The organism is Kocuria sp. KH4 (genome assembly GCF_053711175.1).
The window spans coordinates 52304-64954 of the sequence record NZ_JBSJYX010000002.1 but is presented as its reverse complement, the minus strand read 5'-3'; the positions used below and the strand labels follow the sequence as shown (position 1 = coordinate 64954).

Here is a 12651-nt window from a genome sequence, read left to right as displayed (position 1 = left end):
CAATGATTCTCAGCCCGTCTGAGAATTGTTCTCATGGTCTCCTCCCGTGCCCTCATCGCGCCCCTCTCCCTGGCCGCTGCCCTCGCCCTGTCCTCGTGCGCCGCGGACTCCGCCGACCCGTCGGGGGCCGCCGGAGCGGGGGAGGCGCTGACGGTGCAGGCGTCCTTCTACCCGCTGCAGTACGTCACCGAGCGCGTCGGCGGGGACCTCGTGACGGTGGAGTCGCTCACGCCGGCCGGGACCGAGCCGCACGACCTGGAGCTGTCCCCCGCGGCGGTCGACGGGCTGCGCACCGCGGACGCGGTGGTGTACCTCTCCGGGTTCCAGCCGGCGGTCGACGACGCCGTGGCCCAGGCGGCTCCCGAGCACGCCCTCGACGCCGCGCACGCCGGGGTGGAGGGCGGGGAGGCCCACTCGGCGGAGGAGCACGCGGCCGCGGACGAGGCCCACAGCGCGCAGGCCCACGGCCCCGAGGGGCACGCCGAGGAGGAGCACGCCGAGGCGGCCGGAGGCGACGGCCACGACCACGGCGGGGAGGACCCGCACTTCTGGCTGGACCCCGAGCGGCTCGCCGCGGTCGCCACCGAGGTCTCCCACGAGCTGGCCGAGATCGACCCGGACAACGCCGCCGCCTACGAGGCCAACGCCGAGCAGCTGACCACGGAGCTGACCGCCCTGGACGAGGAGTTCACCGAAGGGCTGGCCACCTGTGAGCGGAACACCATCGTGGTCTCCCACGAGGCCTACGGGTACCTGGCGGACAAGTACGGCCTCGAGCAGGTGGGCATCGCCGGGCTCGACCCCGAGACCGAGCCCTCTCCCGCCCGGCTGGCCGAGATTGGCGAGGTCGTCGAGGCCGAGGGCGTCACCACGGTGTTCTCCGAGTCCCTGGTCAACCCGAAGGTCGCCGAGACCCTGGCGGCCGAGCACGGGATCGAGACCGCGGTGCTGGACCCGGTGGAGGCCCAGGGCGACGAGAACGCCGACTACCAGCAGGTCATGCGCGGCAACCTCGAGGCGCTGCGCACCGCGCTGGACTGCGCGTAGGGCGGCGGCCGTCCGCGCGGGTCCGGCCCACGACCGGCCCCCGGCGGCGTAGCGTAGGGCGTCCGGGATCGGCCAGCACGCGGTCGGCCCGCCGCCCGCCGAACGCCAAGGAGACAACACCCGTGGAACCCCTGCCGCTGGAGCCCCTCACCCGATTCCTCGCCGTGGACCGCGCCGAGGACCTCGCCGGGCTGGCCGCGCGGATCCCCGGCTCGGGCTTCCTGTGCTTCTACCCCAACGACGAGGAGTACGCCGGCTTCGTCGACGGGACCGGCCGGCTCTGGCTGCGCGGCGACGACGCCAGCCCGGCCCGGGAGCTGCTGGAGGTGCTCGAGCCGCCCTTCCGCATCGCCTACCCGGTGGCCCCGGCCGTCACCGGCGACGAGGAGGCGGTGGTCTCCGCCGGGGTGCTGCAGACCCCCGAGGAGCTGGAGGACTACCGGGTCCGCTTCGCCGACCTGGAGGGCGGCGTGGACCTCGACCACCAGGCCCACGCCGTGGACGCGAACGGCCAGCACTGGACCCTGATGGTCGGGCCCGACGCCGCGACGGTGCTCGCCCTGTGCGTGGGCCGCGACGAGGACGGCAACCCGTTCTCCGAGCAGATCGCCTTCGACGCGCAGTCCCTGCCCCTGCCGGTCACCGTCGTCGAGCTCGACTGAGCGCCGACGGCCGGCACCGCGCCGGCACCGGTGACGCCCCGGCCTAGGATGGTGGGCATGTCTGACATCGGTCGTCTGCTCGATCCCGCATCCATCCGCCTCGACGAACCGGCCGCCGACTGGCGCGCCGCGATCACCGCGGCGGGCGAGCTGCTCGAGCGCGAGGGCGCGACCACCGACGCGTACACGCGGGCGATGATCGACAGCGTCGAGGAGAACGGCCCGTACATCGTCGTCGCCCCCGGGTTCGCCTTCGCCCACGCCCGGCCCTCGGAGGCCGTGCACCGCACGGCGATGTCCTGGGTCCGGCTGGCCCGCCCGGTCGAGTTCGGGCACGCGTCCAACGACCCGGTCAGCCTGGTCGTCGCCCTCGCGGCGACGGACCGGAAGGAGCACCTGCAGGCCATGCGGCAGCTGGCCACCCTGCTGGCGGCGCCGGGGACCCGGGCGGCCCTGGACCGGGCGGCGACGCCCGAGGAGGTGCTCGCCCTGCTCGCGGAGGACGCCCCGGCGCCCGCGGCCACCGGACCGGCCCCCTCGGGCCCGACGACGACGGAGGCGGCCGCCGAGCCGACCCCCGAGCCCGCCCCCGAGCCGGCGCGCGGGGCGGTCGTGGAGAGCCGCCACAAGATCCTCACCGTCTGCGGCAACGGGCTCGGCACGAGCCTGTTCCTGAAGAACACCCTCGAGCAGGTGCTCGACCGCTGGGGCTGGAGCCCCTACCTCACCGTCGAGGCCACCGACACCATCTCGGCCCGCGGCAAGGCCAAGGAGGCGGACTTCGTCCTCACCTCCGGGGAGATCGCCCGCGCCCTCGGGGACGTGGGCGTGCCCGTGAAGGTGATCGAGAACTTCACCAGCACTACCGAGCTCGACGCCGCCCTGCGCGACCTCTACGACGTCTGAAAGCAGGCCCGCAATGAACTGGCTCGTCAGCATCCCCGAGTTCCTGGTCAGCGAGATCCTCGCCGTCCCCGCCTTCCTCATCGGCATCATCACCGCGGTCGGGCTGGTGGCCCTGCGCAAGAGCACCGGCCAGGTCATCGGCGGGGCCATCAAGGCCACCCTGGGCTTCCTGCTCATCGGCGCCGGCGCCACCCTCGTCGTCGCCTCCCTGGAGCCCCTGGGTGCCATGATCCTGGGCGCCACCGGCGCCCAGGGCGTCATCCCCACCAACGAGGCCATCGCCGGGATCGCCCAGGCCGAGTACGGGGCCCAGGTGGCGTGGCTGATGATCCTCGGCTTCGCCGTCAGCCTCCTGCTCGCCCGGTTCACCCCGCTGCGCTACGTCTTCCTCACCGGGCACCACGTCCTGTTCATGGCCACGATGCTCACCATCATCCTGGCCACCGCCGGCTACGACGGCTGGGTGACCGTGTCCCTGGGCGCCCTGCTCCTGGGCATCCTCATGGTGTCCCTGCCGGCCCTCGCCCACCCGTGGACGCGCCGGATCACCGGCGACGACAGCGTGGCCATCGGGCACTTCGGCACTGCCGGGTACATCGCGGCCGGGGCCGTGGGCCGGCTGGTGGGCCGGAACAGCCGCTCCACCGAGGACGCGAAGCTGCCGGAGGGACTGCGCTTCCTCCGCGACTCCATGGTCGCCACCGCGCTGTCCATGGCCCTGATGTACGTGGTCCTCGCCGTGCTCTTCCTGGTCCGGGCGGGCTCCGAGGAGGCCTTCACCGCGTTCGAGGGCGGCGCCACCGGCGTGGGCAACTACCTCATGATGTCGGTCACCCAGGGGCTGCAGTTCGGCGTGGCGGTGGCCGTGATCCTCTTCGGCGTCCGGACCATCCTGGGCGAGCTGGTCCCGGCGTTCCAGGGCATCGCCGCCAAGGTGGTCCCCGGGGCCGTCCCGGCCCTGGACGCGCCGATCGTCTTCCCCTACGCGCAGAACGCCGTGCTGCTGGGCTTCGTCTCCAGCTTCGTCGGGGGCCTGATCGGGCTGTTCGTCCTCTCCGCGTGGCTCAACCCCGCCCTCGGGATCGCCCTGATCCTGCCGGGACTCGTCCCGCACTTCTTCACCGGCGGCGCGGCCGGGGTCTACGGCAACGCGACCGGCGGGCGCCGCGGGGCGCTCGCCGGCGGCTTCGTCAACGGCCTGCTGATCACGTTCCTGCCCGCGTTCCTGCTCTCCGTCCTGGGCGCCTTCGGCGCCGAGAACACCACCTTCGGCGACGCCGACTTCGGCTGGTTCGGGATCGCGGTCGGCTCCGCGGCCAAGATCGGCTCGGCCGGGGGCATCGTGGTGATCCTGCTGATCGGCCTCGCCCTGCTGGGCCTGGCCGTCCTGGTGCAGCGCCGGGTGGTCGACGCCAGGTGGGACCCGGCCCCGGGCCGGGCCTGGCCGGGGGCGACGACGGGCGAGCGGGGAACCGCGGCCGCCGCCCCTGCTCCCGTGCACGCCAGGATCGCCCCGCCGAAGGGCGCCCCGGTTCCGCCGCCGCCGCGCTGAGTCACCGCCCCGCTGAGCCGGCGGCTCCGGGGCGCCGGGAGCGCCGAGCGGGGGAGGGGCGCCTCAGGAGTTGCGGCCGCGGGCGGCCACGGCCCAGCGCTCCAGGAGCACGCCGTCGCGCACCACGGCCACGTCGTCGACGAGGTTCATCGTGATGCACACGTGGTTGGGGACCACCCGCAGCCGCTCCCCGAGGGCGGGCAGCGGGGAGTCCTCCGGCCACACGACCGTGGCGTGGTGCTCGGACAGCGCGGTGATCCGCGCGTCCGGGTGGTCGAGCAGCCGCCCGTGGCCGGTCGCCCAGGCGGGCCGGTCGGCGCCGAGGACCTTGCTGCCGGCGTCGAGCACGATCCGCCGCGGGACCCCGTGGCCGCCCTCGTGCCGGCTGACCACGGTGGAGGCCACGGTGAGGGCCACGTCCTCCCAGGCGCACCGGCCCAGCTCCAGCTGCTGGGCGTCGCCGAAGACGTAGACCCCCGGGCGCACCTCGGTCGCGGCGGAGCCCTCGGTCAGCAGGGCCGAGGGCGTGGAGCCGCCGCTGCGGCGCAGGACCTCGATCCCGGCCTCCCGCAGCCGACCGGCGGCCCGCTCCAGGGCCTGCTGCTCCTGGGCGGCGGCCTCGGCCGGCATGCCCGGGGCGTAGCTGTGGCCCGGGAAGGTGAAGACCCCCTCCACGCGCAGCCCGGCCCGCACCGCCGCCCGGGCCACGTCCCCGGCGGCGTCCGGGTGCACCCCGCTGCGGTGGTGGCCGCTGTCGACCTCCACGAGCACGGCGACGTCCCCGGCCGCGTCCCCGAGCTGCTCGCCCATGGCCGCGGCGGCCTCCGCGGAGTCCACGCCGGCGCTGATCCGCGCCGTGGCGCTCAGCCGGCGCAGGCGCTGTGCCTGCCGCGGCCCCACCCACAGCGGATAGGCCAGGAACAGGTCCTGCACCCCGTGCGCGGCGAAGACCTCGGCCTCCCCGATCGTGGCCACCGTCAGGCCCACCGCGCCCGCGGCCAGCTGCAGCGCCGCGATCTCCGGGACCTTGTGCGTCTTGGCGTGCGGGCGCAGCGCCAGTCCTCGCGCGCGCACGGCCGCGGCCATCCGCTCGACGTTGCGGCCGAGCACGTCCCGGTCGATCAGCACGTCCGGGGTGTCGACGGCGTCGGGAATGCGGTCCATGGGGCTCCTCGTCGGATCGTCGGATCGTCGGTCAGGGGGGTCGTCGGTCGGCTGATCGGTGGTCAGCGGGTCGGTGCGGTCTCGGGGCCGCCGCCATCGGTGAGGGCCCGGACCGCCTCGTCGTCGTCGAGGATCAGGCTCAGCAGGCGGGCGACGGCGCGGTTGTTGCTGGAGCGGTTCCAGGCGATGTGCAGGTCCGCCCGGTTCAGGTCCGTGAGTCCGGCCGGACCGGTCAGCTCCTCGAAGACCACTCCCGGGGGTGAGAAGTCCATGGCCGAGGCGGGCACCAGGCTCACCCCGAGGCCGGCCGCCACGAAGGCCAGCAGGGCGGGGACCTGGCTGGCGAGCTGGGTGACCACTGGGTGGGCCCCGGCGCTCTCGTAGAGCCGCATGACCAGGTCGTGGAAGTACCGGGCCTCGGAGGTGGAGTACATCATCAGGGGCAGGCCGTCGAGCTCGCGCATCCGCACACCGCGGCCCGTGGCCAGGAAGTGCCCCTCGGGGAAGGCTGCCACCAGGCGGTCCTCCATGTGGGGGCGGGTGACCACCCCGACGCGGTTGACGATCGGCCGCAGGAGGCCGATGTCGATGGTGCCGCGGGAGAGGGCGTCCATCTGGTCCACGGAGACGGCCTCGCGCAGCACCAGGTGCACGCCCTCCATGTGCCGGCGCGCGAGCCGCAGGATGCTCGGCAGACTGGACTGCCCGGCGATCGAGGTGTAGCCGATGACGATGGAGCCGGCGTCGCCCGTGGCCACCCGCCGGACGTCCAGCTCGGTCTTGGCGCACAGGTCCAGGATCTGCCGGGCGCTCGGCAGCAGGGTCTGGCCCGCCTCCGTGAGCTGGACCTTCCGGCTGCTGCGTTTGAACAGCTGGGCGTCGAGCTCGCGCTCCAGCAGCTGGATCTGTCGGCTCAGCGGGGGCTGCGTCATGTTCAGCCGGGCGGCCGCGGCGCCGAAGTGGAGCTCCTCGGCCACGGCCACGAACGACTCGAGCTGGATCAGCGAGTACATCAATCCACTCCTTGAATGATCGAGTGCCTATTTTAGCTTGGACAGGCATGGGTGGGCCTCTCTAGCGTGAGGACGACCGACGGCCCGTCTCCCGGGCCGTTCCAGGAGAGGACCGCTTCCGATGCCCTTCACCGCCGCGACCCGATCGTCCGCCGCGCCGTCCGCCCACGCCGGGCAGACCGTCATCACCGGGGTCACCGTCACCCCCGTCGCCTTCGCCGACCCGCCCCTCCTGAACACGGTGGGGGTGCACGAGCCCTTCGCGCTGCGCGCCGTCCTGCAGGTCACCACGGACGCCGGCGTCACCGGCCTCGGCGAGACCTACGGGGACGCCGGGCACCTGCAGCGCCTGCGCCTGGCGGCCGACGCGGTGGTGGGCGCGGACCCCTTCAACACCAACGACCTGCGGGCCCGGGTGACCCGGGCCCTCGCCGTGGACACGGTCGCGGGCGGCCACGGCATGAGCGGGATGGTCACCGGCTCCTCCACGGCCGACCGGGTGCTCTCGCCCTTCGACGTCGCCGCCCTGGACATCCAGGGCCGGCTGCTCGGCGTTCCCGTCAGCGAGCTCCTCGGGGGGCGCGTGCGCGACGCCGTGCCGTTCAGCGGCTACCTCTTCTACAAGTGGGCGGGACACCCCGGCGGGCCGGACGACTCCTGGGGCGAGGCCCTCGACCCGGACGGCATCGTGGCGCAGGCCCGCCGCATGGTGGACGACTACGGGTTCACCGCGCTCAAGCTCAAGGGCGGGGTGGTGGCGCCCGACGCCGAGGCGGAGGCCGTCGAGGCGCTGCGCGCGGAGTTCCCCGGGCTGCCGCTGCGGATCGACCCCAACGCGGCCTGGACGGTGGAGACCTCCGTGCGGATCGGGCGGCGGCTGGAGGGGGTCCTCGAGTACCTCGAGGACCCCACCCCGGGGATCGAGGGGATGGCCGCCGTCCGCCGGCAGGTGGACCTGCCGCTGGCCACCAACATGTGCGTGGTGAGCTTCGCCGACCTGCCGCCGGCCCTCGGCGCCGGGGCCGTGGACGTCGTGCTCTCCGACCACCACTTCTGGGGCGGCCTGCGCCGCTCGCAGACGCTCGCCGGCATCGCCGAGACCTTCGGCCTCGGCCTGTCCATGCACTCCAACTCGCACCTGGGCGTCAGCCTCGCGGCCATGGTCCACCTCGCCGCGGCCACCCCCAACCTCGACTACGCGTGCGACACGCACTGGCCGTGGAAGGACCCGGGGGAGGACGTCGTCCGGCCGGGTGCCCTGTCCGTCCACGCCGGGTCGGTGGCCGTGCCGACCGCGCCGGGCCTGGGCGTGGAGCTCGACCCGGACGGCCTCGAGCGGCTGCACCGCCAGTACCTCGACTGCGGCCTCCGCGAGCGGGACGACACCGGCTACATGCGGCGCCTCCACCCCGGCTACGAGCTCCGGAGCCCCCGGTGGTGACCGCCCGCCCCGGCGGCGCGCTGGACGTCGTCGTCACCGACCCGATCCTCAGCCGCTTCGCGGACCGGCTCGCCGCCGCGGCCCCCGGGCACCGCTGGCGGTTCCTGGCCGAGGCGCCCCCCGCCGCCCGGGCCGCGGGGATCGCCGCCGGCGAGGTCATCGTGTGCTCCCGCCTGGACGCGGCGGAGGCCGGATCCGCGCGGGCGGCACGACTGGTCCAGGTGACCGGCGCCGGGCTGGACCGGGTCGCCGTCGACGCCCTGCCCGCCGGCGCCGCGGTGGCCAACACCTTCCACCACGCGCGGCCCATCGCCGAGCACGTGCTCATGTCGGTCCTGGCGCTCTCCCGCCGGCTGATCCCGGCCGACCGGGAGCTGCGCCGCGGCACCTGGCGCACCATCGCCACCGACCCGCTGATTCCGCTGCACCCCACGCTGGACACGATGACCCTCGGGGTCGTGGGGCTGGGCAGCATCGGTCTGGAGACCGTCCGGCTCGCCGAGGCCGTCGGCATGTCCACCGCCGCGGTCCGGCACCGCCCCGACGCCCCGGCCCCGGAGGGGGTGCATCCGCGCTGGATCGGCGGCACCGCGGCGCTCCCCCGCCTGCTGGCGGAGTCCGACGTCGTCGTCGTCACCGTCCCGCTCTCGGCGGCCACCGAGGGCATGATCGGTGCGGCCGAGCTCGCCGCCATGCGGCCCGGGGCGCTGCTCGTCAACGTCGCCCGCGGCCCGGTGGTGGACCAGGCCGCCCTGTACCGGGCGCTGACGGAGGGGACGATCGCGGGGGCGGCGATCGACGTCTGGTGGGGCGCTCCCGCCCCCGGGCGCACCCCGCCGGCCGACCTGCCGTTCGCGGACCTGGACAACGTGCTCCTCACGCCCCACCACTCCGGGCACGCCCGCAGCACCTTCGAGCGCCGCGCCGACGACATCGCGGACAACGTCGTCCGGCTCGGTCGCGGCGAGGATCTCCGCAACGTGGTGCGGCGCGGGACGCCGGCCGGCTCACTCCAGCAGCAGCCGGGCCACGAGCAGCAGGGCGCCGCCGGCGGAGGCGGTCAGCGCCAGTAGCCGCAGCCGGGCGGCGTCCAGGAGCCGGTTCAGCCACCGGGAGAGCACGAAGCCCGCGAGAACGGCGGGGCTGAGCACCAGCACGGCCGTCACGACGGCGGGGGTGACGGCCCCGGCGACCACCAGCAGGGCGATCGACACCAGGGAGCCCACGAGGAAGAACGCGCTCATGGTCCCCCGGAGCCGGGCGGGCGGCTGCCCCTGCCAGACGATCGCCATGGGCGCCCCGCCGATCGAGGTCGCCGTGCCCATCACCCCGGAGAGCGCCCCCGCCACCACGAGGTTCCGCCGGCGCGGTCCGGGCCGCCAGCCCAGGAACGCGGAGCCCACGCCCACCAGGACGCTGCCGGCCACGAGCCACGCCAGGGCGGTGGTCGGCACGGCGACCACCAGCCACGCCCCCAGGACGCTGCCCGGGATCCGTCCGGACAGCGCCCACCCGGCGCCGCGCACGTCCAGGTCCGCGCGCTCGCGCACCGCCACCAGGAGGGTCACCAGCGTGGCCAGCATGATCACGAGTGCGGGCAGCAGCGCGGGGTCGACCAGGGCGATGACCGGGGCGGCGACCAGCCCCAGGCCGAAGCCGATCGACCCCTGCAGCGCGGCGGCGACGAGGAACGTCGCCGCCAGGGCGGCGACGACGCCGAGGCTCACTCCCCGGCGGACAGCGCCGTGGAGCCGGCGGGGACCGGCTCGGCCATCGGGAACCAGCACTCCGCGGTGTGCGCCACGTCCTCGCGCCGCCCCGGCGCCGGCAGGGCCGTGCGCCCCAGCGAGGCCCCGTCCTGCCGGGGCGGCGCCTCCGTGGCGCAGACGTCCCGGGCCTGCCAGCACCGGGTGCGGAAGCGGCACCCGGACGGCGGGTCCAGCGGGGAGGGCAGCTCCCCGCGCAGGACGATCCGCTCCGCGGGCCGCTGCGCCGGGTCCAGCTTGGGGGAGGCGGACATGAGCGCGGCCGTGTACGGGTGCAGCGGGCGCTCGAACACGTCCTCGGTCCGGCCGGTCTCCACGATCCGGCCCAGGTACATCACCGCCACCCGGTCGGTCACGTGGCGGACCACGGACAGGTCGTGGGAGATGAAGAGGTAGCTGACGCCGAGCTGCTGCTGCAGGTCGTTGAGCAGGTTCAGCACCTGTGCCTGCACGGAGAGGTCCAGGGCCGAGACCGGCTCGTCCAGGATGATGAGCTCCGGGTCCAGGGCCAGGGCCCGGGCGATGCCGATGCGCTGGCGCTGACCGCCCGAGAACTCCTGCGGGGACTTCCTGGCGTCGGAGGGGCGCAGGCCCACCAGCTGGAGCAGCTCGTGCAGCCGGGCGGTGCGCTCTCGGCCGGAGCGGTGGAGGTCCCGGTGGGTGCTCCACGGCTCGGAGATGATCTCCCCGGCGGTCATCCGGGCGTTCAGGGAGGCGAACGGGTCCTGGAAGACCATCTGCACGCGGCGGCGCCAGGCCAGGAGCTCCTTGCCCCGCAGGGCGAACGGGTCCTGGCCCTCGAAGGCGACCGTCCCGGAGTCGGGACGCTCCAGCAGCATGAGGGTCCGGGCCAGCGTCGACTTCCCGCACCCGGACTCGCCCACCAGGCCCACGGTCTCCCCGCGGCCCACGGTGAGGTCGATCCCGTCCAGGGCGCGCAGGCGGCTGTTGCCGGAGGCGCTCCGGGCCACGTGGAACGTCTTGGTGACGTCGCGGACCTCCAGGGTGGTGGTGTTCCGGGCGTGCGGCCGGTCCAGCAGTGCGGTCATGACGTGATCTCCTCGGAAGTGGTGTCGGCGGCGAGCAGTTCGGAGAAGTGGCAGGCCGCCCGGTGGCCCGGGGCGACCTCGCGCAGTACGGGGCGCTCGGCGCGGCACCGGTCCGCGGCCAGCGGGCAGCGGTCCTGGTACACGCACCCCGGCGGGATGTTCTTCAGCTCCGGCGGGCTGCCGGGGATGGAGGACAGCGCGGCGCCGCGCTCGCCGTCCACCGGCACGGACTCCAGCAGGCCCTTGGTGTAGGGGTGCCGGGGGCTGGTGAAGACCTCGTCCACCGGCCCGCTCTCGGCCACGGTCCCCGCGTACATCACGGTGACGTCGTCGGCCTCCTCGGCCACGACGGCCAGGTCGTGGGTGATGAGCACGACGCCCATCTGCTGCTCCTCGCGCAGCGTGCGCAGGAGCTCCATGATCTGCGCCTGGACGGTGACGTCGAGGGCCGTGGTGGGCTCGTCGGCGATGAGCAGCTTGGGGCTCAGGGCCACCGCGGCGGCGATGAGGATGCGCTGGCGCATGCCGCCCGAGAACTGGTGCGGATAGGCGTTCACCCGGTGCTCGGCCTCCGGGATGCCCACGCGCCGCATCAGCTCGACGGCCTCCCGCTTGGCCTGCGCGGCGGAGAGCCCGCGGTGGATGCGGAAGGCCTCCCCGATCTGCACGCCCACCGGGTACACCGGGTTCAGGGCGGTGAGGGCGTCCTGGAAGACGATGCCCAGCTCCTCCCCGGCGATCCGGCGGCGCTGCTTCGCGGACATGGTGGTCAGTTCCTCGCCGTCGAGCTCGATGCTGCCGCCGGTCACGCTCGCGACGGGGTCGAGGAGGCCGACGACGGCCTTGGCGGTCATGGACTTGCCGCAGCCCGATTCCCCCAGCAGCGCCAGCGTCCGGCCGGCCCGCACCTCGAAGCCGGCGTCGCTGACGGCGCGCACGGTGCCGGCGGGGGTGCGGATGTCGACGTCCAGGCCTTCGACCCGCAGGACCACGGGGTTCTCGACGGCGGGACGCCGGTGGGTCGCGACGGGAGCGCTCGTGCTCACTGGGACTCCTTGGACTCGGTCCGGACGATGAACCTCCGGCGCTTCGGCAGCGTCAGCCGCCAGCGCTGGGAGGGGTCGGTGGCGATCCGCAGCCAGGCGGCCAGCATGTTCGCCGAGATCGCGGTGATCACGATGGCCACGCCGGGGAAGATGGACAGCCACCAGGCGGTCTGCAGGTACTGCCGGCCCTGCGCCACGAGCAGGCCCCAGCTGACGTCCGGCGGCTGGATGCCGATGCCGAGGAAGCTCAGCGAGGACTCGGCCAGCATCACGTAGCAGAACTCGAGGGTGGCCAGCGTCAGGATGGACGGGACGACCACGGGGATCACGTGGCGCCGGATGATCGTGTTGGGCCGGGCGCCGAAGGTCCGGGCCGCGTCCACGAACGTGCGGCTCTGCAGCTCGGCGGACTCGGCCCGGGCGGTGCGCAGGTAGATGGGGATGCGGGTGACGGCCAGGATGAGGACGATGTTGGCGATGGACGGGCTGAAGACGTAGAGCACGACGACGGCCAGCAGCAGCGACGGGAAGCTCATGATGATGTCGGCCACGCGCATCGACGCGTTCTCCCGCCATCCCCGGTGGTAGCCGGCCCACACGCCCCACAGGGAGCCGATGACCATGGCGATCAGCACGGCGGGAACGGACACGAGCAGGGTCGTGCGGGTGGCGACGACCAGGCGGGCCAGGAGGGAGCGTCCCAACGAGTCGGAGCCGAGGACGTACTCCCAGCCGTTGGCGAGGACGAACGGGGGCTTGTTGGCGAACATCAGGTCCTGGCGGGTGGCCAGGGGGCCCATGAGCGCCGGCCCGAGGACCGCGGTCAGCAGCACCAGGAGCAGGATGACGGCACCGGTGGTGGCGAACCCGTCCCGGAGGAGCATGCGCAGCATGCTCGGGTCGTCGGAGCGTGCCCTGCCGGACGGGACGGCCGCGGGCCGGGGGCCGTCGGGCGTTCCGTCGGCGGCCCGCACGTCCTGGGTGGTCTGGCTCATGAGGTTCCTC

At 74.3% G+C, this 12651-nt stretch carries 12 protein-coding genes; 6 read left to right on the top strand and 6 right to left on the bottom strand.

Annotated elements, in window-relative coordinates; genetic code table 11:
* The first annotated feature begins 33 nt into the window (after positions 1-33).
* The 4 genes from ACWCOM_RS02415 (at position 34) to ACWCOM_RS02400 (ending at position 4167) form a co-directional block, all read left to right on the top strand.
* Positions 34-1047, top strand: a complete 1014-nt coding sequence (locus tag ACWCOM_RS02415; protein WP_454547142.1) for a metal ABC transporter substrate-binding protein — start codon at positions 34-36, stop codon at positions 1045-1047.
* A 122-nt stretch (positions 1048-1169) separates the two neighbouring features.
* A complete protein-coding gene (locus ACWCOM_RS02410) occupies positions 1170-1709 on the top strand; it encodes a hypothetical protein (protein WP_454547141.1) in 540 nt (179 codons plus the stop codon).
* Between the two features lie 57 nt (positions 1710-1766).
* Entirely contained in the window at positions 1767-2615 is an 849-nt protein-coding gene (locus ACWCOM_RS02405) for a PTS sugar transporter subunit IIA (protein WP_454547140.1), read from the top strand.
* Between the two features lie 13 nt (positions 2616-2628).
* A complete protein-coding gene (locus ACWCOM_RS02400) occupies positions 2629-4167 on the top strand; it encodes a PTS ascorbate transporter subunit IIC (RefSeq protein WP_454547139.1) in 1539 nt (512 codons plus the stop codon).
* Between the two features lie 63 nt (positions 4168-4230).
* Here ACWCOM_RS02400 and ACWCOM_RS02395 read toward each other — a convergent pair whose 3' ends face one another.
* Entirely contained in the window at positions 4231-5331 is a 1101-nt protein-coding gene (locus ACWCOM_RS02395; RefSeq protein ID WP_454547138.1) for a D-TA family PLP-dependent enzyme, read from the bottom strand.
* 62 nt (positions 5332-5393) lie between these two features.
* Positions 5394-6344 carry a LysR family transcriptional regulator gene (locus ACWCOM_RS02390; RefSeq protein ID WP_454547137.1) on the bottom strand — a complete coding sequence of 317 codons (951 nt, stop codon included), beginning with the start codon at positions 6342-6344 and terminating at the stop codon, positions 5394-5396.
* A gap of 121 nt (positions 6345-6465) precedes the next feature.
* On the opposite strand from ACWCOM_RS02390, the gene ACWCOM_RS02385 reads away from it, so the two are divergent.
* Both ACWCOM_RS02385 and ACWCOM_RS02380 read left to right on the top strand, forming a co-directional pair.
* Positions 6466-7785: a glucarate dehydratase family protein gene (locus ACWCOM_RS02385; protein WP_454547136.1), complete on the top strand. Its 1320-nt coding sequence runs from the start codon at positions 6466-6468 to the stop codon at positions 7783-7785.
* Positions 7782-8858, top strand: coding sequence for a 2-hydroxyacid dehydrogenase (locus ACWCOM_RS02380; RefSeq protein WP_454547135.1), 1077 nt, complete (start codon positions 7782-7784; stop codon positions 8856-8858). The genes ACWCOM_RS02385 and ACWCOM_RS02380 overlap by 4 nt, the downstream gene beginning before the upstream one ends.
* Here ACWCOM_RS02380 and ACWCOM_RS02375 read toward each other — a convergent pair.
* Genes ACWCOM_RS02375 through ACWCOM_RS02360 form a run of 4 tightly spaced genes read right to left on the bottom strand, consistent with a single transcriptional unit; the run spans position 8793 to position 12641 of the window.
* A complete protein-coding gene (locus ACWCOM_RS02375; protein WP_454547134.1) occupies positions 8793-9512 on the bottom strand; it encodes a sulfite exporter TauE/SafE family protein in 720 nt (239 codons plus the stop codon). The two genes, ACWCOM_RS02380 and ACWCOM_RS02375, sit on opposite strands and share 66 nt — an antisense overlap.
* Positions 9509-10600, bottom strand: coding sequence for an ABC transporter ATP-binding protein (locus ACWCOM_RS02370; protein WP_454547133.1), 1092 nt, complete (start codon positions 10598-10600; stop codon positions 9509-9511). The genes ACWCOM_RS02375 and ACWCOM_RS02370 overlap by 4 nt, the downstream gene beginning before the upstream one ends.
* The gene (locus ACWCOM_RS02365) at positions 10597-11646 is read right to left on the bottom strand and encodes an ABC transporter ATP-binding protein (protein ID WP_454547132.1); all 1050 of its coding nucleotides are present in this window, start codon (positions 11644-11646) and stop codon (positions 10597-10599) included. The genes ACWCOM_RS02370 and ACWCOM_RS02365 overlap by 4 nt, the downstream gene beginning before the upstream one ends.
* Entirely contained in the window at positions 11643-12641 is a 999-nt protein-coding gene (locus ACWCOM_RS02360; RefSeq protein WP_454547131.1) for an ABC transporter permease, read from the bottom strand. The genes ACWCOM_RS02365 and ACWCOM_RS02360 overlap by 4 nt, the downstream gene beginning before the upstream one ends.
* Positions 12642-12651: the final 10 nt, after the last annotated feature.

Coding starts and splice junctions, on each gene's coding strand:
- ACWCOM_RS02370 (WP_454547133.1), bottom strand. CDS start 10,600: ATGACCGCACTGCTGGACCGGCCGCACGCCCGGAACACCACCACCCTG.
- ACWCOM_RS02390 (WP_454547137.1), bottom strand. CDS start 6,344: ATGTACTCGCTGATCCAGCTCGAGTCGTTCGTGGCCGTGGCCGAGGAG.
- ACWCOM_RS02405 (WP_454547140.1), top strand. CDS start 1,767: ATGTCTGACATCGGTCGTCTGCTCGATCCCGCATCCATCCGCCTCGAC.
- ACWCOM_RS02360 (WP_454547131.1), bottom strand. CDS start 12,641: ATGAGCCAGACCACCCAGGACGTGCGGGCCGCCGACGGAACGCCCGAC.
- ACWCOM_RS02385 (WP_454547136.1), top strand. CDS start 6,466: ATGCCCTTCACCGCCGCGACCCGATCGTCCGCCGCGCCGTCCGCCCAC.
- ACWCOM_RS02395 (WP_454547138.1), bottom strand. CDS start 5,331: ATGGACCGCATTCCCGACGCCGTCGACACCCCGGACGTGCTGATCGAC.
- ACWCOM_RS02400 (WP_454547139.1), top strand. CDS start 2,629: ATGAACTGGCTCGTCAGCATCCCCGAGTTCCTGGTCAGCGAGATCCTC.
- ACWCOM_RS02415 (WP_454547142.1), top strand. CDS start 34: ATGGTCTCCTCCCGTGCCCTCATCGCGCCCCTCTCCCTGGCCGCTGCC.